The sequence below is a fragment of the Geodermatophilus ruber genome, assembly GCF_900114385.1.
Taxonomy (GTDB): Bacteria; Actinomycetota; Actinomycetes; order Mycobacteriales; family Geodermatophilaceae; genus Geodermatophilus; species Geodermatophilus ruber.
This window is the reverse complement of record NZ_FOSW01000005.1, coordinates 114,918-140,868: the sequence shown is the minus strand read 5'-3', so window position 1 is coordinate 140,868 and position 25,951 is coordinate 114,918. Positions and strand designations below refer to the sequence as shown.

Genomic DNA, 25,951 nt, shown 5'->3' with positions numbered 1-25,951 from the left:
GCGTGACGGAGTCGAGCCGGTCCCTGCCCTCGGCACGGACCTTCTACGACGAGGTGGGGGGCGCCCCGGTCTTCGAGCGGCTGGTGGCCCGCTTCTACGCCGGCGTCCGCAGCGACCCGGTGCTCGCTCCGCTCTACCCGCAGGATGACTGGGAGGGCGCCGAGTGGCGGCTGCGCGCCTTCCTCACCCAGTACTGGGGCGGGCCGACCACCTACTCCGAGCAGCGCGGGCACCCGCGACTGCGCATGCGGCACGCGCCCTTCGCGATCGGCGCGGCCCAGCGGGATGCCTGGCTGTCCCACATGCGCGCCGCCGTCGACTCCCTGGAGCTGTCCCCCGAGCAGGACGCGACGCTGTGGGGTTACATGGAGATGGCCGCCCGCAGCATGCAGAACCGCTGGCCCGACGACGCGCCCGGCGGCCTCTCCCCCGCCTGAAGAAGAAGGACCCCGTCCTCCTCGCGCCTCGCACGCTCGGCGCGAGCCTCGGGACGGGCCACCTGCCCGCTCGACCCCGAGGAGCCCGGTGAGCCCGGACCCGTCCCTGCCCGCTGCCCGCACCTCCGGATCCGACTGGTGGCGGGACGCCGTCTTCTACCAGGTCTACATCCGCAGCTTCGCCGACGGGAACGGCGACGGCGTGGGCGACCTGGCGGGCATCCGCGCCCGGCTGCCCTACCTGGCCGAGCTCGGCGTCGACGCCCTGTGGATCACGCCGTTCTACCCCTCGCCCATGGCCGACCACGGCTACGACGTGGCCGACCCCCGCGACGTGGAGCCGGCCTTCGGCGACCTCGCCGAGTTCGACGCGCTGCTGGCCGAGGCCCACGCCCTCGGGCTGCGGGTCACCATCGACCTGGTGCCCAACCACACCTCCGACCGGCACGAGTGGTTCGCCGCGGCGCTCGCCGCCGGCCCCGGCTCCCCGGAGCGGGCCCGCTATGTCTTCCGCGACGGCCGCGGCCCCGATGGCGCCGAGCCGCCGAACAACTGGCCCTCGGTGTTCGGCGGCCCCGCCTGGACCCGCGTGCCCGACGGCCAGTGGTACCTGCACCTCTTCGCCCCCGAGCAGCCGGACCTGAACTTCGCCGACGCCGAGGTGGTCGCCGTCCTCGAGACGACGATGCGGTTCTGGCTCGACCGCGGCGTCGACGGCTTCCGGATCGACGTCGCGCACGGCATGGCCAAGCCCGCGGGGCTGCCGGACATGGTGCCGATGGAGGACACCGGGCTGCTCGACGACCACGGCCCCGGTGATCTCCGGTTCGACCAAGACGGCGTGCACGCGGTGCACCGGCGGATCCGGGCGGTCCTCGATGAGTACACCGACCGCATGGCGGTGGGCGAGGTGTGGGTCTCCGACGACGCGCGCCTGGCCCGCTACCTGCGCCCCGACGAGCTGCAGCTGGCGTTCAACTTCAAGCTGCTGACCGCCGACTGGGCCCCCGACGAGCTGCGCGACGCCGTCGTCCACTCGCTGGCCACCGTGGCCGGCACGCCCGCGCCGGCCTGCTGGGTGCTCTCCAACCACGACCGCCCGCGGCACGTGACCCGGTACGGGGACGGCGAGCTGGGCACCCGGCGCGCCCGCGCCGCCGCGCTGCTGCAGCTGGCGCTGCCCGGGGCCGCCTACGTCTACAACGGCGACGAGCTCGGCATGCCCGACGTCGAGGTGCCCGACGAGGCGCTGCAGGACCCCATCTGGGAGCGGTCCGGCCGGACCGAGCGGGGCCGCGACGCCTGCCGCATCCCGGTGCCGTGGTCGGGCGGCGAGCCGGCGTACGGCTTCTCCTCCCGGCGGGCGACCTGGTTGCCCATGCCGGAGGGCTGGGCGCCGCTCACCGCCGAGGCGCAGGCCGCCGACGCCGGCTCGATGCTGTCGCTGTACCGATCGGCGCTGGCGCTGCGGCGGACCTCGCCCGCCTTCGCCGGGGAATCGCTGGCGTGGCTGCCGGCGCCGGAGGGGTGCCTGGCGTTCCGCCGTCCCGGCGGCCTGGTGTGCCTGGCCAACCTCTCCGGGGCCGACGTGCCGCTGCCCGAGGGGCGGGTGCTGCTGGCCAGCGCCGACGTCGGCGGGGGTGTGCTGCCCGCGGACGCGTCGGTGTGGCTGCAGGCCTGAGCCTGCAGCGGGGGCACCGGCGCGCACAGCGATCCGACGCGGTAGTGCAGACTGCAGGACGATCACCCGGCGCAGAGAGCGCCGACCTGCGCACCAGGAGGATCCTTGGCCACCGCTTCGTTGCCGGCGCTCCCGGCCCGCCCGCTCGTCCTCGCCGACCTGGTCCCGGCCGTCCGGGCCCGCAACGTCGTGCTCGTCGCCCTCGGCGTGCTCTTCACCGCCCTGCTGGCCCAGGTGTCGGTGCCGGTTCCGGGTTCGCCCGTGCCGATCACCGGCCAGACGCTCGCCGTGGTGCTCACCGCCGCGAGCCTCGGCCCGATGCGGGGTGTCGCCGTCCAGGTGTTCTACATCCTGAGCGCGCTGGTGGGCCTGCCGTTCTACTCCGAGGCCAGCGGTGGCGTCGACGTCGTCTTCGGGGCCACCGGCGGCTACGTCGTCGGCTTCATCCCGGCTGCCTACCTGATCGGGCTGGCCGCCCGCCGCGGCGCCGACCGCAACCCCCTCAAGGCCGCGCCGCTGTTCGTCGCCGGCCAGGCGGTGATCTTCGCGGTGGGCGTGCCGTGGCTGGCGGTGAGCACCGGGATGTCGGCGAGCCAGGCGCTGGAGGCCGGGTTCTACCCGTTCATCGTCGGGGGCATCGTGAAGGCCGCCGTCGCCGCCGCCGTGCTGGGGACCGCGTGGAAGCTGGTCCGGCGCAGCTGACGGCAGCGTCCGCCCGTTCCACGACGTGCCCTGCCCCCGCCCGGAGCAGGGCACGTCGTCGTCGTGGGCCCGGACGATGACCGATCCGCCGCGGGCCGGTGCGCTGAGCGAGATCTGGCTGACCGGGACGGCGGCCGGCCCGATGCGCCGCGTGCCGTCGGGGCGGCTGGTCGCGGGTCGCGGGTTGGACGGCGACCGCTACGCGCTCGGCGGCGGCACCTGGGCGCGGTACCCGGACCTGGAGAAGCAGCTCACGCTCGTCGACGCCGGCGACGTGGCGGCCGTCGCCGCGGAGACGGGGACGGCCCTGACGCCGGGCGACACCCGGCGCAACCTGGTCACCACCGGGGTCGACCTGCCCGCGCTGGTCGGCCGCTGGTTCGCCGTGGGGGACGCGCTGCTGTTCGGGATGAAGTGCTGCCCGCCGTGCACCCATCTGGAGCGGCTGACCGGCATCCGGCTGGTGCGGGCGATGGCCCACCGCGGTGGGATCAACGCGGCGGTCGTCGCCGGGGCAGCGATCGCCGAGGGGGCGCCGGTGCGCCCGGTCTCCGAGGAGGAGGCCGCGCGGCGGGGTGCGCCGACCGGCGCCGACCGGCCCGTGCCACGGGTCCCCGGCAGCTGACCGCCGCCCGCCGTCGAGCCCGCGGTACCTGGAGGAACCCAGCGGCGGCGCGGCGCGTGGACATGGCGTGGACACGATCCGGCTGCTGCTGAACCTGCTGTGGCTGCTCTTCCAGGGGTGGCTGCTGGCCCTCGCCTACCTGCTGGCAGGCGTGGTCGCCTGCCTGCTCATCGTGACGATCCCCTTCGGCATCGCCTCGTTCCGGCTGGCCGCGTTCGTGGTCTGGCCGTTCGGCCGGACCACGGTGCGCGCTCCGGGCGCCGGGGTCGCCTCGGCCCTGGGCAACCTGCTGTGGTTCCTCGTGGCCGGCTGGTGGCTGGCGTTGCTGCACATCCTCAGCGGGATCGCCTTCTGCCTGACGATCATCGGCATCCCGTTCGGGATCGCCTCGTTCAAGCTCGCCGCCGTCGGGCTGTTCCCCCTGGGCAAGCGGGTGGTGGAGACCGCGCCGCCGCGCCAGTGGATGCGCGCCGGCAGCGGCGTGGTGGACGGCGCACCCGCCCGCTGAGGTCCTCAGGCGGCCGGCCCCTCCTCGGTCCAGCGGGCCAGGAACTCCTTCTCGTCAGGGGTCAGCCGCCGGGGGCGGTTGATCGAGAAGTCGAAGGGCACCAGCAGCGTGCTGCCGGTGACGGCCAGGTGGTCGTGGTCGAAGGCCTCGTAGTGGCAGGTGAACGCGGCCGCCCGGATCGCGGAGACCCAGATCTGCACGTCCAGCGGGCGGGGCGAGTAGACCACCGGCCGCTTGTACTGGATGTCGTGGGCCGCGACGACGGTGCCGCGGCGCAGGCCGGTCCGCTCCTCGAGCGAGGCGCGCTCGAAGAACAGGTCGACGCGGGCCATCTCGAAGTACTGCAGGAACACCACGTTGTTGACGTGGCCGTAGGCATCCATGTCCGACCAGCGCATCGGGACCTGCACCGTGTACCGCACGGCCGACACCCTGCCGTACGGCGACCACGTCCCGCTCGACGCCCCCCGTCGGCCGGCGCTGACGGCCCGGCGCGGCTCGCCGGAGCGGGGCACTGCGGCCGGCCGGGGATCGCGTCGGCGCCCGGATCCGGAGGACACTGCCCGCCACGGGGCCCGGCCGGCCTGCGGGAGGAGGAGGCGCCGTGGACACGCACGTCACCGAGATCGCGCCGGACGTCTACCGGTTCTCGACCTACGTCAGCGACGCGGACATCGTGTTCAACCAGTTCCTCGTGAACGCCGAGGAACCGCTGCTCTTCCACACCGGGCTGCGCCTGCTGTTCCCGCTGGTCTCTGCCGCCGTCGAGCAGGTGGCGCCGGTCGAGCGGCTGCGCTGGATCACCTTCGGCCACCTGGAAGCCGACGAGTGCGGCGCCATGAACGCCTGGTTGGCCGCCGCCCCGCGGGCGGAGGTGGCGCACGGGGCACTCGGCTGCATGGTGTCGGTGAACGACCTCGCCGACCGGCCGCCCCGCCCGCTGCAGGACGGCGAGGTGCTCGACCTGGGCGGCCGGCGGGTACGGCGGATCGAGACACCGCACGTGCCGCACGGGTGGGACGCCGGTCTGCTGTTCGAGGAGACCACCGGCACGCTGCTGTGCGGGGACCTGTTCACCGCCGTCGGCGCCGGCCCGGCGTCGACGGAGCAGGAGATCACCGGCCCGGCGCTGCGGGCCGAGGACGTCTTCGGGGCCACCTGCCTCACCCCGGCGACCGGTCCGACGATCCGGGCGCTGGCCGGGCTGCGGCCCACCACGCTCGCCCTGATGCACGGCCCCGCGTTCACCGGGGACTGCGTGCAGTCGCTGCACGATCTTGCCGACGCCTACGACGAGCGGCTGGCCGCCGAGGGTGTGCGGTTGCACGGCCCGGTGCCGCCGGTGCCGGCCGCGCGGGGCTGACCGCCGGCCCGAAGACGACGGCGGCCGGCCGGAGCGAGTGCTCCGGCCGGCCGCCGTCGTGCTGTGGGCCTGCTCAGTCGCGCGCGAGCTTGCGGTAGGTGGCCCGGTGCGGCCGCGCCGCCTCGGCGCCGAGCCGCTCGACCTTGTTCTTCTCGTAGTCGGCGAAGTTGCCCTCGAACCAGAACCACTTCGAGTCGCCCTCGTAGGCGAGGATGTGCGTCGCCACCCGGTCGAGGAACCAGCGGTCGTGGCTGACCACGACGGCGCAGCCGGGGAACTCCAGCAGCGCGTTCTCCAGGCTGGTCAGCGTCTCGGTGTCCAGGTCGTTGGTCGGCTCGTCGAGCAGCAGCAGGTTCCCGCCCTGCTTGAGGGTCAGGGCGAGGTTGAGCCGGTTGCGCTCACCCCCGGAGAGCACCCCGGCCGGCTTCTGCTGGTCCGGGCCCTTGAAGCCGAACGCCGCGACGTAGGCCCGCGAGGGCATCTCCACGTTGCCGACCTGGATGTGGTCCAGGCCGTCGGAGACGACCTCCCACAGCGTCTTCTTCGGGTCGATACCGGCGCGGGTCTGCTCGACGTAGGACAGCTTGACCGTCTCGCCGACCCTGATCTCGCCGCTCTCCGGCTTCTCCTCGCCGACGAGCATCTTGAACAGCGTGGTCTTGCCGACGCCGTTGGGGCCGATCACCCCGACGATGCCGTTGCGCGGCAGGTTGAACGACAGGTCGTCGATCAGCACCCGGTCGCCGAAGCCCTTGGTGAGGTCCTTGGTCTCGACGACGACGTTGCCCAGCCGGGGGCCCGGCGGGATCTGGATCTCCTCGAAGTCGAGCTTGCGGTACTTCTCGGCCTCGGCGGCCATCTCCTCGTAGCGCTGCAGGCGGGCCTTGCTCTTGGCCTGCCGGGCCTTGGCGCCCGACCGCACCCACTCCAGCTCCTCGGCCAGCCGCTTCTGCCGCTTGGCATCCTTGGCGCCCTCGACCTTGAGCCGGGCGGCCTTGGTCTCCAGGTAGGTGGAGTAGTTGCCCTCGTAGGGGTAGGCGCGGCCGCGGTCGAGCTCGAGGATCCACTCGGCGACGTTGTCGAGGAAGTACCGGTCGTGGGTGACCGCGACGACGGTGCCGGCGTACTTCTCCAGGTGCTGCTCCAGCCAGGCCACGCTCTCGGCGTCGAGGTGGTTGGTGGGCTCGTCGAGCAGCAGCAGGTCGGGCGCCTCGAGCAGCAGCTTGCACAGCGCGACCCGGCGGCGCTCACCACCGGAGAGCACGGTGACGTCGGCGTCGCCGGGCGGGCAGCGCAGCGCGTCCATCGCCTGCTCGATGCGGGCGTCGAGCTCCCAGCCGTCGGCGTTCTCGATGATCTCCATGAGCTCGCCCTGCTCGGCCAGCAGCGTGTCGAAGTCGGCGTCGGGCTCGCCCATCGCCGCGCTGACCTCCTCGAAGCGGGTCAGCGCGTCGCGCAGCGGCTTGACCGCCTCCTCCACGTTGCCGCGGACGTCGAGCTCCTCGTTGAGCGGCGGCTCCTGCAGCAGGATGCCGACCGAGGCGCCCGGGGCCAGGCTCGCGTCCCCGTTCGAGGGCTGCTCGAGACCGGCCATGATCTTGAGGACCGTGGACTTCCCGGCACCGTTCGGCCCGAGCACGCCGATCTTGGCGCCGGGCAGGAACGACAGGGTGACGTCGTCCAGGATCACCTTGTCGCCGTGCGCCTTGCGCGCACGGACCATGGTGTAGATGTACTGAGCCACTGGGCTTCGAGGCCTTCCGTCGATTCGCGAGTGGAGGGCGGGCCGGCCGTCGACCGACCCGCCCCCGTGCGTTCTCCCGTCCGATCCTCCCAGCCCTGGCGTCTAGACGTGCGCGGGCTCTGCGGCGTGATCGGCGGTGTTCGTCTCGTACAACGCCTCGGGGGCGTCCACATAGTCCCGCCCGGGCCCGAGAGCATCCGAGTCGCCGGGGAACCGGTCGTCCCCGGTGTCGGAGGGGCCCGACGGCGCTCCCTCGTCGGCAGCGCGCGCCGGACGGCTGCGCTTGAAGAGGGCGGTGCCGCGGGCCAGGTTGGGGCCCACGGCGAGCGCGCGGATCCGCGGCGTGCTGCGCCGCCCGTTCTCGCCCTCCCAGCTGTGCGTCGTCAAGGTGCCCTGGACGATGACCGGGTCGCCCTTGCTGACGCTGCCGGAGACGTTGCCGGACAGCTCGTTCCAGCACTCGACGTCGACCCAGAACGTCCCGCCGTCGACGAACTCCTGGGTCCGGTTGTCGAAGCGGCGGGCGGTCGACGCCATGCGGAAGTTGGTCACGGGGTTGCCGCCGTCGGGGCTGTAGCGGCGGGGCGAGTCGACGACGTTGCCGACGACGGTGACGTGGGTGTCGTTCACGGTGCTCCTCGGATCTGCTCGCGCCGGGTCGGCGCGGCCGGCGCGGTGCCGGCCTGGACCGACCCTCGGCCGCCGGGAGCGCGGCGGACAGCCCCGCCCGGCTTCTGTGGACAGACCCGTGCCCTGTGGAGTGCCGCGGACCCGGGAGCCTGCGCCGGCCGCCCGCCGCGCGGTGCGATGATCGGCGCGAGCGCCCGTAGCTCAGCGGATAGAGCAGGTGCCTTCTAAGCACTTGGTCGCAGGTTCGAGTCCTGCCGGGCGCGCTCCGCCTCGAGGGCAGGTCGGAGCCGTCACGCGCGCGGAGACCACCCGATCGCCGGGGCGACGTGCGCGACGATCGTCTCCAGCAGGCGGGCGTTGTAGTCCACGCCGAGCATGTTGGGCACGGTGAGCAGCAGGGTGTCCGCCTCCCGGACGGCGGCGTCCTTGGCCAGCTCCTCGGCCAGCTGGTCCGGCTCCCCGACGTAGCTCTTGCCGAACCGGGCGCGCACGCCCTCGAGCAGGCCCACCTGGTCCTCGCCGGAGCGCTCGCCGAAGTACTGCCGGTCGAGGTCGGTGACGATCGGCATGACGCTGCGGCTCACCGACACCCGCGGGTCGCGCTCCCAGCCGGCGTCGGCCCAGGCGGCCCGGTAGCGGGCGATCTGGTCGGCCTGCAGCTCGTCGAAGGGCACGCCGGTGTCCTCGCTGAGCAGGGTGGAGCTCATCAGGTTCATCCCCTGCCGGGCGGCCCACTCCGCGGTGGCCCGGGTCCCCGAGCCCCACCAGATCCGCTCGGCCAGGCCGGGCGACTGCGGCTGCACCGCCAGGCGGCCGGCCGCCCCGCCGGTCATCCGCGGGTCGGCATCCACGACCGGCTGCCCGGAGATCGCGGCCAGGAACAGGTCCGTCTTCTGCCGCGCGAGGTCGCCGTCCGAGCTGCCCTCCGGCGGCACGTAACCGAACGCCTCGGACCCGCGCAGCGCCGTCTCGGGTGACCCGCGGCTGACCCCGAGCTGCAGCCGGCCGTCGCTGAGCAGGTCGGCCGCCGCGGCCTCCTCGGCCATGTACAGCGGGTTCTCGTACCGCATGTCGATGACGCCGGTGCCGATCTCGATCCGGCGGGTGCGCGCCGCGATCGCCGCCAGCAGCGGGAAGGGCGAGGCCAGCTGCCGGGCGAAGTGGTGGACCCGCACATAGGCGCCGTCCACCCCGAGCTCCTCGGCGGCCACGGCCAGCTCCACGCTCTGCACCAGCGCGTCCCGGCCGGTCCGCACCTGCGATCCGGGAACGGGCTGCCAGTGGCCGAAGGACAGGAACCCGATGCGCTTCTCCGGTGCCGCAGCGTTCGCCATGGCCGGAGCAGCAGCCGGCGAAGCTCGGCGATTCCCGGCGTGATCCGGCTCGCACCCGCTCCCCACGCTCCCCGGGCGTCCCACCACACCCAACCGGTCACGGAGAGTGTTCGGTTGACCACGACTCTCCGTGGACGAGGTTCCGTCACTTGACGGCGCCGGTCCCGCACCCTGTCGGGGTGAACCTGCGCGCCCCCGACGTACCGAGGTCCCGGACCGGCAGGCCCGGCTCCGCCGCCGGCTCGAGGCTCCGGGCCATCGACACGCTGCTGGCCGACCGCGGGCAGCTCTTCCGCGCCCTGTTCCTCACCGCGCCCATCTCCAAGGCCCTCGTCGACCTCGACGGCCACTTCCTCGTCGTGAACGAGGCGCTCTGCGCGCTCACCGGCCGCGCCCCCGACGACCTCGTCGGCCGGCACGTGGACCTGCTGGCCCACCCCGACGAGGCGCCCCTGCCGGACCTGCCCCCGGGCGCCGAGGAGCCGCTGGACCCGTGGCTGCGCATGGACGGCGAGCGGCGGCTGCGCCGCGCCGACGGGACCGAGCTGTGGGCGCTGCAGTCGCACGAGGTCGTCCACCACACGACCGGCGAGCCGCAGTTCGTCGTCCTCTCGCTGGTCGACGTCACCGACCGCCGGCGCGCCGAGGAGGACCTCGTCCGCCGCGCGTTCACCGACCCGCTGACCGGGCTGCCCAACCGGCGGGCGCTGGGCGACCGGCTGCACCACGCCCTCGCCCTCTCCCGGCGGCGCGGGCTGCAGGTCGGCCTGGTGCACCTGGACCTCGACCGCTTCCAGGCGGTCAACGACGTCCTCGGGCACGAGGCCGGCGACCAGCTGCTCACCCAGGTCGCCGACCGGCTGCGGTGGAGCACCCGGGTCGAGGACACCGCCGTCCGGCTCGGCGCCGACGAGTTCCTCATCCTGGCCGAGGACGTCGAGGACCTCGACGGCCTGCGGGCGCTGGCCGACCGGCTGCTGTCGGTGCTCGACGACCCGTTCCTCATCGGCGACCGGGAGATCGTGCTGTCGGCCAGCGTGGGGCTGACCCTCGGCAGCGACGTCGCCCCCGACGACCTGCTGCGCCAGGCACACAACGCGCTGACCCGGGCGAAGTCCGACGGCAGCCGGGCCCGCATCGAGGTGCACGACGGCGTGCTGAGCGACAGCGACGTCGACCAGCTGCAGCTGGAGGCCGACCTGCGGCACGCGCTGGAGTCCGACGAGCTGCGGCTGTTCTACCAGCCGATCGTGGCCCTCTCCGACGAGACGCTGCTCGGCTACGAGGCGCTCATCCGCTGGCAGCACCCCAGCCGCGGGCTGCTGCCCCCCGGGGCGTTCCTGGACGCCGCCGAGAACAACCGGCTCACCTCCAAGCTCGGCGAGTGGGTGCTCCGGCAGGCCTGCTTCGACGCCGCCGGCTGGCCGTCCGGGCTGCGGGTGCACGTCAACATCTCCGCCCGCCACCTGGCCGAGCCCGGCTTCGCCGAGCTGGTGGCCGCGGCCCTCGCCGACTCCGGGCTCCCCCCGGAGCGGCTGGAGCTGGAGATCACCGAGTCGACGGCGCTGTTCGCCGCCGACGCCACGCTGCAGGCGGTCTCCGAGGTCACCGACGCCGGCGTGACCCTCGCGCTGGACGACTTCGGCACCGGCTACTCCGCGATCACCGCGTTGCACCGGCTGCCCATCCACACGGTGAAGATCGACCGGTCCTTCGTCGCCGACGTGGTCACCGAGCCGTCCACCGCAGCGCTCGTGCAGGGCCTGGTGCAGCTGGGCCTGGGCATGGGCCTGCAGGTCATCGCCGAGGGCATCGAGGACCTCGACCAGGCGCAGTGGCTGCGCGACCACGGCTGCGTCATGGCCCAGGGCTATGCATTCGGCCGGCCCGCCCCGCTGCCGACCCGCGAGTGCGCCGACGAGGTGGCCGGCCGCGAGGCGCTGCCGGCCGCGGTGCTCACCGACGGCACGGTGATCGAGGAGCCCCCCGTGGTCGAGCCCCCGGAAGACGAGGCCCCGGAGGACGAGGCGGCCGTGGTCGAGGCGGCCGTGGTCGAGGCGGCCGTGATCGAGGCGGCCGAGCCCTCCGCGGAACAGGAGACCGGCCCGGCCGACCCCGACCCGGAGCCCACCGAGCGGGACGGCTGACCCGCGGTCAGCCGCGCGGCAGGGCCAGCGGCAGCGGCCGCTTGGCGGCCCGTCCGTCCCCCGAGGAGCGGCCGCGCAGCCGGCGGCCGATCCACGGCGCCACGAAGCCGCGCACCCACGCCGCCTCCTCGGCCAGCGCCGCCCGCAGCGCGCGCGGCGGCTGCGGCGGCAGCGGGTCGCGCCAGTCGTCGCCGACCGGGAGGCCGAGCGCGGTGGCGGCCGCCAGCGCCGTCCGGCGGTGCCCCTCGGCGGTGAGGTGGATGCGGTCGCCGTCCCACATGCGCCAGTCCTGGATCCAGGCAGCGCCCCACTGGTCGAGGACGACGGCGCCGTTCCGGGCGGCGATCGACCACAGCGAGGCGTTGAACACGGCGACCCGCCCGCGGGTGCGGCGGATGATCGGCGTCTGCCGCGGGTCCACGCCGGTGGCCAGCAGGACGTCGGCGCCGGCGGCCCGGAACCGCGCGACCGCGTCCTCCAGCGCCGCGGCCAGCCGGTCGGGGTCGGCGCCGGGGCGCAACAGGTCGTTGCCGCCGGCCACCAGGCTCACCAGGTCCGGCTCGGCGGACAACGCGACCGGCATCTGCTCGTCGAGCACCTGCCCGAGCAGCCGGCCCCGGACGGCGAGGTTGGCGTACTCGACGTCGCCGTCGGCCGCGGCGGCCAGATGCTCGGCCAGCCGGTCGGCCCAGCCGCGGTACTCCCCCGGCCGCGCCGGGTCGGGGTCGCTGAGCCCCTCGGTGAACGAGTCGCCCAGGGCGATGTAGCGGCGCCAGGCGCGGCGGGAGGGTTCGAGCTGCACCCCCCCACTCCAGCACGCGGCGCCGGCGCCGCTGCCGGCGGCCGCCACCGTGGCCGGGGAACTCCCGGCGCACAGCACGGCGCCGCACCCGCCGGCCTGACAAGCTGTCCCGATGCGGACGACGGGCAGCAGGGAGGTCTACCGCAACCCGTGGATCCGGGTGCGGGAGGACCAGGTCGAGCTCGCCGACGGGTCGACCGGCGTGTACGGCGTGGTCGAGAAGCCGCCCTTCGCGCTGGTGCTGCCCTACGAGGACGGCGGGTTCTGGCTGGTCGAGCAGTACCGGCTTCCGGTGGGCCGGCGGACGTGGGAGTTCCCGCAGGGCAGCTGGACGCGCGGCTCCACGGGCACTCCCGAGGAGCTGGCCCGCACGGAGCTGGCCGAGGAGACCGGCCTGCGCGCCGGGCAGCTGCGCCACCTGGGCCACCTCGACCTCGCCCCGGGGCAGAGCACCCAGGAGTTCGACGTCTGGCTGGCCACCGGCCTCACCCCGGGCCCGACCGCCCGCGAGATCACCGAGGCCGGCATGCGGCACGAGTTCGCGTCCGAGACGCAGCTGCGGGCGATGATCCGGGACGGGCGGTTCACCGATGGCCCGAGCCTGGCCGGCTACAGCCTGCTGCTGCTCGACCGGGGCTGGGCCGCCCCGTCCCGGTAGGCCTCCAGGGCGGCGGTCAGCCCGCCCCGGACGACCGCGGCGGCGAGGTTCTCACCGGTCGACCCGGCGCCGAGGACGACGACGTCGTAGGTCTGCTCCCGGTCCACCCGGCCCATCCTCGCGGTGTGGTCGACTGGCCGCATGCCCGTGGACCCGTCCGACTTCACCGCCGCGCTGCGCCAGTACGCCGCCGGGGTGTGCCTGCTCACCGTGCAGGACGACATCGACGACGTCGGCACGACGGTCTCCTCGGTGATGAGCGTGTCGGCCCGCCCGCCGCTGGTCGCCGTCGGGCTGGCCGCCGAGGGCTACCCGGCCGAGGTGCTGGCCGGCGTCGGCCGGTGCGCGCTCACCGTGCTGGCGGCGCAGCACGCGATCGTCGCCAGCCGGTTCTCCTCCGCCGGGCGCCCCAGCGCCCGCCACCTGCTGGAGTCGGTGCCGTGGCGCCGGGCGGCCGGCAGCGGCGCGATCGTGCTGGAGGACGGGCTGGCCGTCCTCGACTGCCGGCTCGAGCGGATGGTCGAGGCCGGTGACCACGTCCTCGCGCTGCTGGAGGTCGAGGACGTACCGGTACTCGATCCCGCCGCTCCCCCGCTCGTGCGGCTGCGCGGCCGCTACGTGGACGCGACCGGCGCGCCGCTGCCCCGCCGGTAGCCCCGCGGACCCCGGCACGGCCGGGTTCCGGGCAGACTGCGTCGCCGGATGTCACATCCGGGGCCCCGGCGGTGCTGTACCGGTATGGACCTCGTCCGGCTCGGCCGCTCCCCGGCTGCCGTCCTCCCCGCCGGAGGTCGTGGAGCCGCGCCCGCGCGAGCGGGGTGGAGGGAGGACGGCGCCGTGACCAGTCCGCCGTCCCGCCCGGGCGTCCGCCCCGACCTGGCCGAGGTGTTCCGCCGGAACTACCCGCGGGTGGTGGGCGTGGCCGCGCGGGTGCTGGGCTCGCCGGACTCTGCGGAGGACGTCGCCCAGGAGGTGTTCCTCGCCTTCGGGCGGTCGTCGGTTCCCACCGGGGAGGCCGGCGGGTGGCTGTCGGTCGCCGCCGCCCACACCGCGCTCAACCTGCTCCGCGACGGACGGCGCCGCGCCGTCCGGGAGGAGAACGCGGCCACCGGCACCGACGCGGTGGCCGGCGACGTGGCCGACGACGTCGTCGTCCGCGAGGAACGGACCCGGGTGCGGGCCGCGCTCGCCCGGCTCCCCCGGAGGCAGGCCGTGGTCCTCGTGCTGCGGCACAGCGGGCTGAGCTACGCCGAGGTCGCGACGGCCCTGGACATGTCACCCGGCAGCATCGGCACGACGGTGCGTCGTGCCGAGGCCGCCCTGCGCAAGGAGTTGAACGGTCATGCGTCATCCGGATGAGGGCGTGCTGCGCCGGCTCCTCGACGAGCCGGCCGGAGTCGCCGACGCCGATCGCCGGCACGTCGCCGATTGCCAGGTCTGCCTCACCGGCCTGGCCGCCGCGCACGCGGACGCGGCGGCCGCCGGCACGGCGCTGCGGGCCGTCCCCGCAGGGGACGTCGACCTCGCGGCGGCGTGGCGGCGACTGTCCGCCACCCTGCCGGCCGCCGACCGGGAGCGGGCCCCGGCAGCCGCTCGGAGGCGCGGTGCCCGGCTGCGCCGGCCGGCGATCGCGACGCTCGCGTTCCTCGTCGTCCTCACCGGCGCAGGGGTCGCGGCGGCCAACGACTGGCTGCCGATCTTCCGCACCGAGCGGATCGCCCCGGTGAGCGTGACCACCAGCGACCTCGTCGCGCTGCCGGACCTCACCGGCTACGGCGACGTCGAGCTGACCGGCGCGGGCGAGCCGCAGCAGGTCGCGGACGCCGCGGCCGCGCGCGAGGCCACCGGCCTGGACGTGCCGCAGGTCGGCCCACTGCCCCGGGGAGTCAGCGGTGACCCCACCTACCAGGTGGTCGGCGAGCTCAGCGGCGTCTTCACGTTCTCGGCGGACAAGGCCGCGCAGGCCGCCGCGGCCGCCGGTGAGGCCCTGCCCCCGGTGCCGGCCGGCCTGGACGGCAGCCAGGTGCGCCTCGTCGCCGGCCCCGGCCTGGCCGCGGTCTGGTCGCAGGAGGGCGGCATGCCGACCCTCGTCGTCGGCCGCGCCGTCGCGCCCCGGGCGTTCTCCTCCGGGGTCCCGTTCGAGACGCTGCGCGACTACCTGCTCGCGCTGCCGGGCCTGCCCCCGAACGTCGCGGACCAGCTGCGCTCCTTCACCGGCGACGGGACGACGCTGCCGCTGCCGGTGCCCGCCGACCAGGTGCGCACCTCCTCCGCGGACGTGGGTGGCCGCCCGGCCACCGTGCTGGAGGCCCGCGACCGGTCGTTCGCCGGGGTCGTGTGGGTGGACGACGGCGTGGTGACCGCCGTGGCCGGGGCGCTGGGCGCGGACGAGGTGCTGTCCGTGGCCCGCGAGCTGCGCTGACCGTGGGCGAGCCTTCGGTCGCGGCGCCGGACCAGGCCGCCGTCCGGGCGGCGGCCGAGCTGGTCGCCGGGCTTCCCCCGGCGCCGGCGCTGTGGTGCACCGGGCTGCGCAAGCGGTACGGCCGGCGGTCCGCGGTGGACGGGGTCGCGCTGTCGGTGGGCCGCGGCGAGGTGGTCGGCCTGCTCGGGCCGAACGGCGCCGGGAAGACGACGGTCATCAAGATGCTGCTGGGCCTGGTCCGGCCGGACGCGGGCGAGGTCATGGTGCTCGGGCGGCCCGGCGGCGACCCGGCCGCCCGCGCCCGCGTCGGTTACCTGCCCGAGCTGTTCCGGTACCAGCCGTGGCTGACCGCGGCCGAGGTGCTGCGGCTGCACGTCCGGCTCGCGGGCGCCGCCGTCCCGCCGGACGAGCAGCGTGAGTGCCTGGCCCTGGTCGGGCTGGCCGGGCGCGCCGGGGACCGGGTCGGCGGGTTCTCCAAGGGAATGCAGCAGCGGCTGGGGCTCGCGGTGGCGCTGGTCGCCCGGCCCGAGGTGGTGGTGCTCGACGAGCCGACCAGCGCGCTGGATCCGCTGGGCCGGGTCGACGTCCGGGACCTGGTGCTCTCGCTCAAGGAGCGCGGCGTCGCCGTGCTGCTCAACTCCCACCTCATCGGTGAGGTGGAGCGGGTGTGCGACCGGGTGGTCATCCTCGACTCCGGCCGGGTCGCCGCCGCCGGGACCCTCGCCGAGCTGCTCGGCCGGCGCGAGGTGCGGCTGCACCTCACCGGCGTCACGACGGCGGTCGAGGCCCGGCTGGCCGCCGCCGGACCCGTTGCCCGTGAGGCCGACCGGTTCATCGTCGCGCTGCCGGCCGACGACGACGGGACGGCGGTGCCCGACCTGGTGCGCGACCTGGCCGCCCTCGGGGCGCGGATCCACGCGGTCGAGCCCGGGCGGATCAGCCTGGAGGAGCGGCTGCTGGGCATCCTGCGGTCCGGCGCCGGGGAGGAGCGGCGGTGACGGCGCGCACCGTGCTCACGGTCGCGGCCCTCACCCTGCGCGAGGCGTCCCGGCGGAAGGTGCTGCGGGCGCTGGCGGTGCTCACCCTCGCGCTGCTCGCGCTGTCCGCCTGGGGCTTCTCGCGGCTGGCCGTCGCCGAGACCCAGTTCGGCGCCCTGACCAGCGGCCAGGCCCGGCTGGTCGCCTCCCAGCTGCTCAACCTGGTCATGTTCGGCCTGAGCCTGATCGCGGCGCTGGGCACCGCGTTCCTCGCCGGCCCCACCCTGGCCGGCGAGGCCGAGTCCGGGATCTCCCTCGCCGTCCTGGCCCGCCCGGTCCGCCGCTCGACGGTGCTGCTGGGCAAGTGGCTGGGGCTGGCGGTCTTCGGCGGCGGGTTCGTCGTCGTCGCGGGCCTCGCGCAGTGCCTCGTCGTCCTCGTGACCGTCGACTACTGGCCGCCGAACATCGTGGGGGCGCTCGCGCTGCTGGCCGCGCAGACGGTCGTGCTGCTCACCCTCGGGTTGGTGCTGTCCACCGTCGTGTCCCCGATGGCCTCCGGCGTGGTCGCCGTCGGGCTGTTCGGGGCGGCGTGGATCGCCGGCGTGGTCGGGGGCGTGGGGGAGGTACTGGGCAACGACGGCGTGGCCCGCGTCGGGACCGTGTCCCGGATGCTGCTGCCCACCGACGGGCTGTGGCGCGGCGCCATGCACGCCCTCCAGGACCCGACGGCCCTGGCCGTGTTCGGCCCGGAGGGCGCGGCCTTCCCCTTCCTCAGCGAGGCCCCGCTCACCGCCGCCTACCTGGCGTGGGCCGTGCTCTGGGTCGCGATGGTGTGGGGGCTGGCCGCCGTGGCATTCGCCCGGAAGGACCTGTGAGCAAGGACCCCCGAGCTCCGCGCCCCGGAGCGGGTCGGGGCGCGGGGCTCGGTTCCCGGGACCGATACGACTAGCGTCGGGGGCGATGGCCGAGCCGCTGATCCCCTCCGACTCCGCCCTGCGGCGTGCGCTCACCCGCGCCGAGCGCGGGGTGACCCTCGACGCCACCGAGGCCGAGACCCTGCTGCACGCCCGCGGCCTCGGCGACGGCGAGCCGCTGGACCGGCTACTCACCGCGGCCGGCCGGGTGCGCGACGCCGGGCTGGCCTCGGCCGGCCGCCCCGAGGTGGTCACCTACAGCCGCAAGGTGTTCATCCCGCTCACCCACCTGTGCCGCGACCGCTGCCACTACTGCACGTTCGTGACCACGCCCGGCCAGCTCCGGAAGGACGGGAAGGCGCCGTTCCTCTCCCCCGATGAGGTGCTCGACGTGGCCCGCGCCGGCGCGGCGCTGGGCTGCAAGGAGGCGCTGTTCACCCTCGGCGACCGGCCGGAGGACCGCTGGCCGGTGGCCGCCGAGTGGCTGCACGCGCACGGCTTCGACTCCACGCTGGGCTACCTGCGGGCGATGGCGATCCGGGTGCTGGAGGAGACCGGGCTGTTGCCCCACCTCAACCCCGGGGTGCTGACGTGGGAGGAGATCCAGCGGCTCAAGCCGGTGTCGGCGTCGATGGGGATGATGCTGGAGACGACGGCGACCCGGCTGTGGTCGCAGCCCGGCGGCCCGCACTTCGGGTCACCGGACAAGGAGCCGCGGGTGCGGCTGCGGGTGCTGGAGGACGCCGGGCGCTCCGCCGTCCCCTTCACCACCGGCGTGCTGCTGGGCATCGGCGAGGACTACGCCGAGCGGGTCGACGCCGTGCTGCAGATCAGGGCCTCGGCGCACCGGCACGGGCACGTGCAGGAGGTCATCGTCCAGAACTTCCGGGCCAAGCCGCGGACCGCGATGGCCGCGCACGACGACCTGGAGCTGCAGGAGTACGTCGCCGCGGTCGCGGTCACCCGGCTGCTGCTGGGCCCGAAGGCGCGCGTGCAGGCCCCGCCGAACCTGTCGGACTCCACCGAGCTCGGCCTGCTGCTGCGCGCCGGCGTCGACGACTGGGGCGGGGTCAGCCCGCTGACCCCCGACCACGTCAACCCCGAGCGGCCGTGGCCCAACATCGACAAGCTCGCCGCGCTGAGCGCCGAGGCCGGGTTCTCCCTGCGCGAGCGGCTGGCCGCCCAGCCGCCCTACGTGCTGGCCCCGGAGCCGTGGCTGGACCCGCGGGTGCGCCCGCACGTGGCCGCCCTGGCCGGGCCGGACGGGCTGGCCGTCGAGGGCCGGGTGCCGGCCGGGCTGCCCTGGCAGGAACCGGACGAGGCGTGGACCTCCACCGGCCGGGTCGACCTGCACGTCGAGGTGGACACCGTGGGGCGGACGGCGGACCGCCGCAGCGACTTCGACGCCGTCTACGGCGACTGGTCGGAGCTGCGGGAGCGGACCGTCTCCGCCCGGGACGGGCACTCCACCGCGCTGACCGTCGGTGACCCGGAGGTGGCCGCCGCGCTGCGGCACGCCGAGGCCGACCCGGCCGGGCTGTCGGACGCGGAGTACCTGGCGCTGCTGGGCGCCGACGGGCCCGATCTCGACGCTCTGACGGCGCTCGCGGACGCCGTCCGCCGGGACGTCACCGGCGACGACGTCACCTACGTGGTGAACCGGAACATCAACTTCACCAACGTCTGCTACACCGGCTGCCGGTTCTGTGCCTTCGCGCAGCGGCGCACCGACGCCGACGCCTACACGCTGTCCATGTCCCAGGTCGGCGACCGGGTGGACGAGGCGTGGGCCGGCGGGGCGACCGAGATCTGCATGCAGGGCGGCATCCACCCCGACCTGCCCGGCACCGCCTATTTCGACCTGGCCCGCGAGGTGAAGAAGCGGCAGCCGGGCATCCACCTGCACGCCTTCTCCCCCATGGAGATCGTCAACGGCGCCGCCCGCACCGGCCTGTCCTTCGAGGACTTCCTGCTCGCCGCCAAGGAGGCCGGGCTGGACTCGGTGCCGGGCACGGCGGCGGAGATCCTCGACGACGACGTCCGCTGGGTGCTGACCAAGGGCAAGCTGCCCACGGCGACCTGGATCGAGATCATCACCACCGCGCACCGGGTGGGCATCCCGACCACCTCGACGATGATGTACGGCCACGTCGACACCCCCGCCCACTGGGTGGCCCATCTGCGCACCCTGGCCGCGCTGCAGGACCAGACCGGCGGCTTCACCGAGTTCGTGCTGCTGCCCTTCGTCCACCACAGCTCGCCGATCTACCTCGCCGGCGTCGCCCGGCCCGGCCCGACGGTGCGGGAGAACCGGGCGGTGCACGCGGTGGCCCGGCTGCTCCTGCACGGGCGGATTCCCAACATCCAGACCTCCTGGGTGAAACTCGGTGAGGCCGGTACCCGGGCGGTGCTGCAGGGCGGCGCGAACGACCTGGGCGGCACGCTGATGGAGGAGACGATCAGCCGGATGGCCGGCAGCGAGAACGGCTCGCTGAAGACCATCGCCGAGCTGGAGGCGATCGCGGCCGCCATCGGCCGGCCGGCCCGCCAGCGCACCACCGACTACGGCAGCCCCTCGGCCGAGCGGATGGCGACCGCGCGGTCGGAGGAGGGCCGCCGCGCCCTGACCCTGTCGATCACCCCGGTCTGAGCAGACAGGTCCCCCACGCCGACCAGGCATGGAAAAGTGACCCAGGTCACGGGAACTCCTTGTCGACCCCGGCGGACCTCGTTACGGTCCGCCGCACCTGGCCGCGCCTCTCGGTGCGCCGGCCCCGGTCGACACTCCCTGAGGAGACCCCGTGGCGCTCCATGCCCCCGACGTGCGCACCACCACCAGCAACCCGCTCGAACCCCTGGACGCCGACGAACTGCGGCGGGTGTCGGAGATCATCCGCGAGCACCGCGACCTCGACGCCCAGGTCCGCTTCGTGAGCGTCTCCCTGCACGAGCCGCCCAAGCAGGAGGTGCTCGAGCACGACCGGAACGGCGGCCCGCCGCCGGAGCGCGCGGCGTTCGTCGTCCTCTACGACCGCGGCCGGCAGCAGACCATCGAGGCGGTCGTCTCGCTGTCCGGTGGCGTGGTCAGTTCCTGGGAGGTCGTGGAGGGCGTCCAGCCCAGCGTGATGCTGGAGGAGTTCTTCAGCACCGAGGAGATCACCCGGGCCGACCCCCGCTGGCAGGAGGCGATGCGCAAGCGCGGAGTCACCGACTTCTCGCTGGCGATGATCGACCCCTGGGCGGCCGGTTACGACCTGGAGGACCCGCAGGGCCGGCGCCTGATCCGGCCGCTCACCTTCGTCCGGTCCGGCGAGGACGACAACGGCTACGCGCGCCCGGTGGAGAACCTCATCGTGCTGGTCGACCTCGACCGGATGGAGGTCATCGACGTCCGTGACCACGGCGTCGTGCCGCTGCCGGAGAAGGCCGGCAACTACGTTCCGGAGCTGATGGTCGCCGGTGAGAACCGGCCGGCGTTCACCTCCCTGCGCCAGGACGTGCGCCCGATCGAGATCACCCAGCCGGAGGGCCCCAGCTTCACCGTCGACGGCCACGCGGTCAGCTGGCAGAAGTGGCGGCTGCGGGTCGGCTACAGCCCGCGCGAGGGCCTGGTGCTGCACCAGATCGGCTACGAGGACCGCGGCCGTCTCCGGCCGATCATCTACCGGGCCTCGCTGTCGGAGATGTACATCCCCTACGCCGACCCCGCCCCGACCCACCGGATCAAGAACGTCTTCGACGAGGGCGAGTACGGGATCGGGCTGCTGCTCAACCCGCTGCAGCTGGGCTGCGACTGCCTCGGCGAGATCCACTACTTCGACGCCGTCGCCAACGACCAGGACGGCCGGCCGCTGACCATCCCCAACGCCATCTGCATGCACGAGGAAGACTTCGGCGTCAGCTGGAAGCACACCGACTTCCGCACGGAGAAGATGGAGGTCCGCCGCTCCCGGCGGCTGGTCATCTCCTGCTTCGCCACCGTCGGCAACTACGAGTACGGCTTCTTCTGGTACCTCTACACCGACGGCACCATCCAGTTCGAGGTCAAGCTCACCGGCGTCATCTCCACCGGTGCCGTCCCTCCCGGCGAGCAGCCGCGGTTCGGCAACCTCGTGGCGCCCGGCCTCTACGGGCCGCACCACCAGCACTTCTTCAACGTCCGCCTGGACATGCAGGTCGACGGCGAGCGCAACTCCGTCTACGAGGTCGACGCCGCCGCCCTGCCGCCGGGGCCGGACAACCCCTACGGCAACGCGTGGGTGGCGCAGAAGACCCTGCTGGCCCGGGAGAGCGAGGCCCAGCGGCTGATCGACCCGTTCGTCGCCCGGACCTGGTACGTCGTCAACCCGTCGTCGGTGAACGAGCTCGGCCAGCCGGTCGGCTACAAGCTCATGCCCGGTGAGAACGTGCTGCCCCTGCAGCAGGAGGGTTCGCAGGCGTACTCACGGGCGCAGTTCGCGTACAAGCACCTGTGGGTGACCGCGTACGACGCCGACGAGATGTACGCGGCCGGCAAGTACCCCAACCAGAGCCAGAACGCCGGCGGCCTGCCCGAGTTCGTCCGGGCCGACCGGTTCCTCGAGGACCAGGACGTGGTGCTCTGGTACTCCTTCGGCGCCCACCACGTCGTCCGCCCCGAGGACTGGCCGGTCATGCCGGCCAGCTACGTCGGGTTCCACCTCAAGCCGGTCGGCTTCTTCGACGGCAACCCTGCCCTGGACATGCCGCCGTCCGCGCCGGCCTGCCACGGCGACGGCGCGCCGGCCGGGAACGGGCAGGCCGGCTCGTGACCGCGCCGGAGGCCGACCCGGAGACGACCCGCTCCGACACCGGGCTCGCGCACGAGTCGATGAGCCAGGCGGAGGTGATGGCCCAGTCCGTGGCCGGCATCGCACCGAGCGCGGTCATGGCCACCGGACCGGCGCTCATCGTGCTGTACGCGGGCCAGGGCGCCTGGCTGTCCTACCTGGCCGCGACGGTCGTCGTCGTGCTCGTCGGGCTGTGCGTGGCCCAGTTCGGACGGCGGTTCGCCTCGTCCGGCTCGCTGTACAGCTACGTCGCCCGCGGGCTGGGGCCCACCGGTGCCTTCGCGGCCGGATGGGGTCTGGTCATCGGGTACACGTGCATCGCGATGGTCGGGGTCGTGGGCACCGGCGTGTACCTCGGCAACTTCCTCGACACGATCGGGCTGCCGGCCACCTCCACCGCCGGGGTGATCGTCCTGTTCATCGTCGCGGTGGTGGGCGCGGCCGCCTTCGCGATCGCCGGGATCAAGATCTCGACCCGGCTCGGGCTGGTCCTGGAGGTCGTCTCGGTCACGGCCGTGCTCGTCGTCCTCGTCGTCGCGCTGGCGAACAACGGCATCACGTCCGGCTCGTCCCAGTTCCAGCTGGACGGCCTCACCTTCGACGGGGTCACCTTCGGGATCGTGCTCGCCGTGCTCGGCTTCGTCGGGTTCGAGAGCGCGGCCAGCCTCGGCGCGGAGGCCCGCAACCCGCACCGGACCATCCCCCGCGCCGTGATCGGCAGCGCGGTGCTCGTCGGCGTCCTCTACGTCTTCGCGACCTACGCCTCGGTCGTCGGCTTCGGCGGGCCCGAGACGCTCGGCGAGAGCGCCGCGCCGATCAGCGACCTGGCCGACAGCAACGGCCTGGGCGGCGTCAGGTGGATCGTCGACCTCGGCGTCACCGCGTCGTTCTTCGCGGTCATCATCGCCAGCATCAACGCCGCCTCGCGGGTGCTGTACACGATGGGCGAGGAGGACGTCCTGCCCGCGGCGCTCGGCCGGGCGCACCGCAGATACAAGACCCCGCACGTGGCGATCGCGCTGATCGCTCCGGTCGTGGGTCTGGTTCCGGTGCTCATGGTCGCCACCGGGACGACGCCGTTCAACGTCTACGCCTACACCGGCACGCTGGGCACCTTCGGCTACATGCTCGCCTACCTGCTCATGGCCGCCGCCCTGCCGTTCTTCCTCCACCGGCGCGGCGAGGGCAACGCGGGGTCGACGGTCCTGGCTGTCGTCGTCGTGGCGGCCCTGCTCTACGTCTTCTACAAGAACGTCGTCCCGGTGCCACCCGCACCCTTCAACCTCCTGCCGTGGATCTTCCTCGGGGCTCTCGTCGTCGGGCTGGCCTGGTACTTCACCGTCCGGCTGCGCCGGCCTGAGGTGGTCGGGGAGATCGGCACGGTCGAGGAGGAGCCGGTGCCTCCGGGATCTGCGCCGGTCTCCCGGAGCGGGCTCGGACACCCGCCGGGCCGCACGCCCGGGCCGGACGAGCTGCCTGGGCCGCGAGCGCGCGCCGACGACCAGGCCGACCGCCAGGCGTGAGCGACGACCGCCGGGGGGCGGGATCGGGCGCGCCGGCGCCCGGTCCCGCGCGGAGGCTGCCGGACACGGCGGGGGCAGCGCTCGGTGCGCTCTGCGTCGCGCTGCACGTGGTCGCCGCCCTGGTTCCCGGCTCCGGGAACTGGCTGGCGCGGGGTCTGCTGCTGATCATGGCCGCCGGCTGCCTGCCCTGCGTCCGGGGGCTCTGGCTCGCGCCCACGGCGCGGGTGTGGGTGATGACCGGCGTCATGTACGGGGTGATGCTCGCCGTCCACCTGCTCCTCATGACGACCGGGTCGCCGGTCACCGGGGGGCACGTGCACGCAGCCGGTCCGGGCTGGACCGAGGTCGGTGCGTGGGGCGGCGCAGCGCTTGCCCTGACCCAGCTGGTCGTGGCCGTTGGGGTGCTCGTCGCCCGCCGGTGGGCCCTGGTGGCGCCCTCGGCGACCTCGAGCGGCTGACGCCCGAGCAGCTGCGGCCCTGCCTCGCACGGTGGACCGCGAGGAGATCGGCACGGCGGGGCGGACGGGCCGGCCCAGGGTTCCCCGATCGCCGCCGGCTGCCTACCCTCTCGCTCAGCCTGGTCCGGCCCACCCCGTCCGCCGCGGCCGCCCGAGAACGAGGAGCTGCGGTGGCGACAGACAGTGGCGCCGTGCCTGCGGCCGCGTTCGACTCACGGGCCGTGGCACCCCCGGTGCGCGTGGGCCTGTGGGAGAAGGCAACCGCACGCTTCCTCGTCCCCATGCGCATCTCCGCGCCTGGACAGTCGATCGTCGGGGTCATCGGCACCCGCCGGATCGGGTCGGCCAGCTTCTGCCGCCTCAGCGCCACCCCGCACACGGCGCTCCGGAGCGGCGAGCTGGCCTCGGGTCCCGGCGCCGGGCACTACAAGGTGGCGATCGGGCTGCACGGCCGCTCGATGATCAGTCAGCACGGCCGCCGCGTGTCGCTCGGCCCGGGCGACATGACGGTCTACGACACGTCGGAGGAGTACAGCGTCCGCAGCGACGTCCCGTTCGGTCTGCTGGTGGCGCTGCTGCCGCAGGAACTCGTCGACCTGTCCCCGGAGCGCGTGGCGGCGGTGGCCGCCACCGGACTGGTCGGGGAGCACGCCGCCCCGGCACGCAGCGGTCTGCTCGCACTGGCCTCCGCCGGAGCCGACGCACCGGCCCTGGACGAGGTCGCGGCGGCGGTGCGCCGGCTGGTCCGGGGCGCACGGCCGGCCCGCGTGCAGGGCCGGCGCGACGCGGCCGCCCTCCTGGAACGGGCCGTCGCGGTCATCCACGACCGGCTCGGCGATCCGGGGCTGACTCCCGACCACGTCGCGGCCGTGGTGGGCGTCTCCCGCCGGTACCTGTACGCGCTGTTCGCCGCGGAGGTCGGGCCGATCGCGCAGTACGTGCGCACGCTCCGCCTGGAACACGCCCGGCACCTGTTGCAGGCGCGCCCCGACGTCCCGGTGTCGGAAGTGGCCCTGGAGTGCGGCTTCCCCGATCCGGCGCACTTCAGCCGGCTCTTCAGGAGCGCCTACGGGACCCCACCGCGCGCGTTCCGGCGGACCGCCCGAGGGTGAACGCCGTGGCCTCGGGGCCCGGTCCGCGCCGGGCCCCGAGGGCGGAGGTCAGTCCCTGGGCAGCGCGGAGAGGACGGCACCGCCGGCCCGGTCCTCGGGCTCGGCCGGACGGCGCTCCTCGGGGACCAGGACGCCCTCCACGGCCGACACCCGCTGCGTGGTCAGCGGCTCCTGCGGGGTCCGGTCGACGCCGAAGGTGAACACGTCCGGTCGCGCGTAGTGCCCCGCACCGTCGGCGAAGAACTTGGCGAAGGCGATCACCCCCAGGTCCAGCTCGGCGTAGACGATCGCCTCGTCGTCCCGGTGCGGCTCGGCCAGCCACTGCCCGTCCGGCCCCATGAACCCGGTGACGCCGCCGCCGACGGTCGGAGCATCGGGCCCCTCCGGGACACCCAGCCGCTCGACGATCTCCTCGCTGATGCGCCCCTGCACCACGATCACGTAGGTCTGGGCGCAGATGGCGTGGGCGCTGGAGAGCGTGCGCGAGTAGTGATCGAAGTTCGCAGCATTCGGGTCGGCGTGCGTGGCGTTGATCGCCGGCCAGGCGGCCACGTGGATCTGCTCACCGAGCGTCGACAGCGCGTACCGGTTGAGGTCCATGCTGTGCTCGAAGCAGATGAGCCCGCCGACCTTCGCGAACCCGGTGTCCACGACGAACACGTCCCGACCGTCGCCGCGGCCCCAGACCGTCCGCTCGGCATTGGTGGGGTGCAGCTTGCGGTGGCGGGCCACCAGCTCCCCGGACGGGGAGAACCAGGCCTGCGTGTTGTAGAGGGTGCCGCCCTCCTTCTCGTTGAGCCCCATCACGACCCAGGTCCCGGCCTCGCGCGCGGCCTCCCCGAGGGCCCGGGACGCGTCGCTGGGCAGCTCGACGGCGTTGGCGTAGAGCTCGGCGAAGAACGGGGCGGCGTACTTCGTCGTGTGCGACCAGATCCAGTACGGGTAGCCGGGCAGGAACGTCTCGGGGAACGCGACGAGCCGCGCTCCGGCCCGCCCGGCCTCACGGATGAACTCGCATGCCTTGCGGACGCCCGCGTCGAGGTCCAGGAACGGTGCCGCGGCGTGGACGGCCGCGACCTTGACGGTGGAGGGAGTGTTCGCCATGC

At 74.3% G+C, this 25,951-nt stretch carries 25 protein-coding genes and 1 tRNA gene; 19 read left to right on the top strand and 7 right to left on the bottom strand.

Features of this window, described 5'->3' with window-relative positions; all coding sequences use genetic code 11:
• The first annotated feature begins 2 nt into the window (after positions 1-2).
• The 5 genes from BMZ50_RS10245 (at position 3) to BMZ50_RS10225 (ending at position 3,953) form a co-directional block, all read left to right on the top strand.
• Entirely contained in the window at positions 3-437 is a 435-nt protein-coding gene (locus tag BMZ50_RS10245; RefSeq protein ID WP_091323885.1) for a globin, read from the top strand.
• 88 nt (positions 438-525) lie between these two features.
• Positions 526-2,118, top strand: a complete 1,593-nt coding sequence (locus BMZ50_RS10240) for a glycoside hydrolase family 13 protein (protein ID WP_091323883.1) — start codon at positions 526-528, stop codon at positions 2,116-2,118.
• Positions 2,119-2,223: 105 nt separating this feature from the next.
• Entirely contained in the window at positions 2,224-2,820 is a 597-nt protein-coding gene (locus tag BMZ50_RS10235) for a biotin transporter BioY (RefSeq protein WP_091323881.1), read from the top strand.
• Positions 2,821-2,896: 76 nt separating this feature from the next.
• Positions 2,897-3,445 carry an MOSC domain-containing protein gene (locus tag BMZ50_RS10230; RefSeq protein WP_091323880.1) on the top strand — a complete coding sequence of 183 codons (549 nt, stop codon included), beginning with the start codon at positions 2,897-2,899 and terminating at the stop codon, positions 3,443-3,445.
• Between the two features lie 67 nt (positions 3,446-3,512).
• Positions 3,513-3,953, top strand: coding sequence for a YccF domain-containing protein (locus BMZ50_RS10225; protein WP_245753533.1), 441 nt, complete (start codon positions 3,513-3,515; stop codon positions 3,951-3,953).
• A gap of 5 nt (positions 3,954-3,958) precedes the next feature.
• Here the strand turns inward: BMZ50_RS10225 and BMZ50_RS10220 are convergent, their stop codons facing one another.
• Positions 3,959-4,375, bottom strand: a complete 417-nt coding sequence (locus tag BMZ50_RS10220; protein ID WP_177212739.1) for an acyl-CoA thioesterase — start codon at positions 4,373-4,375, stop codon at positions 3,959-3,961.
• A 182-nt stretch (positions 4,376-4,557) separates the two neighbouring features.
• Between BMZ50_RS10220 and BMZ50_RS10215 the strand changes: the two genes are divergently transcribed.
• Positions 4,558-5,316 (top strand): oxygen-binding di-iron domain-containing protein, encoded by a 759-nt coding sequence (locus BMZ50_RS10215; RefSeq protein ID WP_091323878.1) that lies wholly within the window; start codon positions 4,558-4,560, stop codon positions 5,314-5,316.
• A 73-nt stretch (positions 5,317-5,389) separates the two neighbouring features.
• Here BMZ50_RS10215 and ettA read toward each other — a convergent pair whose 3' ends face one another.
• Positions 5,390-7,060, bottom strand: coding sequence for an energy-dependent translational throttle protein EttA (gene ettA / locus BMZ50_RS10210; RefSeq protein WP_091323876.1), 1,671 nt, complete (start codon positions 7,058-7,060; stop codon positions 5,390-5,392).
• 102 nt (positions 7,061-7,162) lie between these two features.
• A complete protein-coding gene (locus BMZ50_RS10205) occupies positions 7,163-7,690 on the bottom strand; it encodes a single-stranded DNA-binding protein (protein ID WP_091323874.1) in 528 nt (175 codons plus the stop codon).
• A 190-nt stretch (positions 7,691-7,880) separates the two neighbouring features.
• On the opposite strand from BMZ50_RS10205, the gene BMZ50_RS10200 reads away from it, so the two are divergent.
• Positions 7,881-7,953 (top strand) — tRNA-Arg (locus BMZ50_RS10200).
• 27 nt (positions 7,954-7,980) lie between these two features.
• Here the strand turns inward: BMZ50_RS10200 and BMZ50_RS10195 are convergent.
• The gene (locus BMZ50_RS10195) at positions 7,981-9,024 is read right to left on the bottom strand and encodes an LLM class flavin-dependent oxidoreductase (RefSeq protein WP_091323872.1); all 1,044 of its coding nucleotides are present in this window, start codon (positions 9,022-9,024) and stop codon (positions 7,981-7,983) included.
• Between the two features lie 179 nt (positions 9,025-9,203).
• On the opposite strand from BMZ50_RS10195, the gene BMZ50_RS10190 reads away from it, so the two are divergent.
• Positions 9,204-11,171 (top strand): putative bifunctional diguanylate cyclase/phosphodiesterase, encoded by a 1,968-nt coding sequence (locus tag BMZ50_RS10190; protein WP_245753531.1) that lies wholly within the window; start codon positions 9,204-9,206, stop codon positions 11,169-11,171.
• A 7-nt stretch (positions 11,172-11,178) separates the two neighbouring features.
• Here BMZ50_RS10190 and BMZ50_RS10185 read toward each other — a convergent pair whose 3' ends face one another.
• Positions 11,179-11,973, bottom strand: a complete 795-nt coding sequence (locus tag BMZ50_RS10185) for an SGNH/GDSL hydrolase family protein (protein ID WP_091323869.1) — start codon at positions 11,971-11,973, stop codon at positions 11,179-11,181.
• Positions 11,974-12,085: 112 nt separating this feature from the next.
• On the opposite strand from BMZ50_RS10185, the gene BMZ50_RS10180 reads away from it, so the two are divergent.
• Positions 12,086-12,631 (top strand): NUDIX domain-containing protein, encoded by a 546-nt coding sequence (locus BMZ50_RS10180; protein ID WP_091323866.1) that lies wholly within the window; start codon positions 12,086-12,088, stop codon positions 12,629-12,631.
• Here BMZ50_RS10180 and BMZ50_RS10175 read toward each other — a convergent pair.
• Positions 12,583-12,738: a hypothetical protein gene (locus BMZ50_RS10175; protein WP_177212729.1), complete on the bottom strand. Its 156-nt coding sequence runs from the start codon at positions 12,736-12,738 to the stop codon at positions 12,583-12,585. The two genes, BMZ50_RS10180 and BMZ50_RS10175, sit on opposite strands and share 49 nt — an antisense overlap.
• A gap of 34 nt (positions 12,739-12,772) precedes the next feature.
• Between BMZ50_RS10175 and BMZ50_RS10170 the strand changes: the two genes are divergently transcribed.
• From BMZ50_RS10170 to BMZ50_RS10125, 10 genes are all read left to right on the top strand, one after another.
• Positions 12,773-13,285, top strand: a complete 513-nt coding sequence (locus tag BMZ50_RS10170) for a flavin reductase family protein (protein WP_091323861.1) — start codon at positions 12,773-12,775, stop codon at positions 13,283-13,285.
• A 183-nt stretch (positions 13,286-13,468) separates the two neighbouring features.
• Positions 13,469-13,990, top strand: coding sequence for a sigma-70 family RNA polymerase sigma factor (locus BMZ50_RS10165; RefSeq protein ID WP_245753529.1), 522 nt, complete (start codon positions 13,469-13,471; stop codon positions 13,988-13,990).
• Entirely contained in the window at positions 13,974-15,053 is a 1,080-nt protein-coding gene (locus BMZ50_RS10160) for a hypothetical protein (protein WP_091323856.1), read from the top strand. The genes BMZ50_RS10165 and BMZ50_RS10160 overlap by 17 nt, the downstream gene beginning before the upstream one ends.
• Before the next feature lie 2 nt (positions 15,054-15,055).
• The gene (locus tag BMZ50_RS10155) at positions 15,056-16,051 is read left to right on the top strand and encodes an ABC transporter ATP-binding protein (RefSeq protein ID WP_218146193.1); all 996 of its coding nucleotides are present in this window, start codon (positions 15,056-15,058) and stop codon (positions 16,049-16,051) included.
• On the top strand, positions 16,048-16,905 hold the full coding sequence (locus BMZ50_RS10150; protein ID WP_091323853.1) for an ABC transporter permease subunit: 858 nt from the start codon (positions 16,048-16,050) through the stop codon (positions 16,903-16,905). The genes BMZ50_RS10155 and BMZ50_RS10150 overlap by 4 nt, the downstream gene beginning before the upstream one ends.
• A gap of 85 nt (positions 16,906-16,990) precedes the next feature.
• Positions 16,991-19,594 carry a bifunctional FO biosynthesis protein CofGH gene (locus BMZ50_RS10145; RefSeq protein WP_091323852.1) on the top strand — a complete coding sequence of 868 codons (2,604 nt, stop codon included), beginning with the start codon at positions 16,991-16,993 and terminating at the stop codon, positions 19,592-19,594.
• 151 nt (positions 19,595-19,745) lie between these two features.
• The gene (locus BMZ50_RS10140) at positions 19,746-21,734 is read left to right on the top strand and encodes a primary-amine oxidase (protein ID WP_091323849.1); all 1,989 of its coding nucleotides are present in this window, start codon (positions 19,746-19,748) and stop codon (positions 21,732-21,734) included.
• The gene (locus BMZ50_RS10135) at positions 21,731-23,275 is read left to right on the top strand and encodes an APC family permease (RefSeq protein WP_245753528.1); all 1,545 of its coding nucleotides are present in this window, start codon (positions 21,731-21,733) and stop codon (positions 23,273-23,275) included. Before BMZ50_RS10140 ends, BMZ50_RS10135 begins: the two co-directional genes overlap by 4 nt.
• Positions 23,272-23,733, top strand: coding sequence for a hypothetical protein (locus BMZ50_RS10130; protein WP_091323846.1), 462 nt, complete (start codon positions 23,272-23,274; stop codon positions 23,731-23,733). The genes BMZ50_RS10135 and BMZ50_RS10130 overlap by 4 nt, the downstream gene beginning before the upstream one ends.
• 170 nt (positions 23,734-23,903) lie before the next feature.
• Positions 23,904-24,845 carry a helix-turn-helix domain-containing protein gene (locus BMZ50_RS10125; protein ID WP_143087145.1) on the top strand — a complete coding sequence of 314 codons (942 nt, stop codon included), beginning with the start codon at positions 23,904-23,906 and terminating at the stop codon, positions 24,843-24,845.
• A gap of 48 nt (positions 24,846-24,893) precedes the next feature.
• Here the strand turns inward: BMZ50_RS10125 and BMZ50_RS10120 are convergent, their stop codons facing one another.
• Complete coding sequence (locus BMZ50_RS10120; protein WP_091323840.1) at positions 24,894-25,949, bottom strand: carbon-nitrogen hydrolase family protein; 1,056 nt, start codon at positions 25,947-25,949, stop codon at positions 24,894-24,896.
• Positions 25,950-25,951 lie beyond the last annotated feature (2 nt).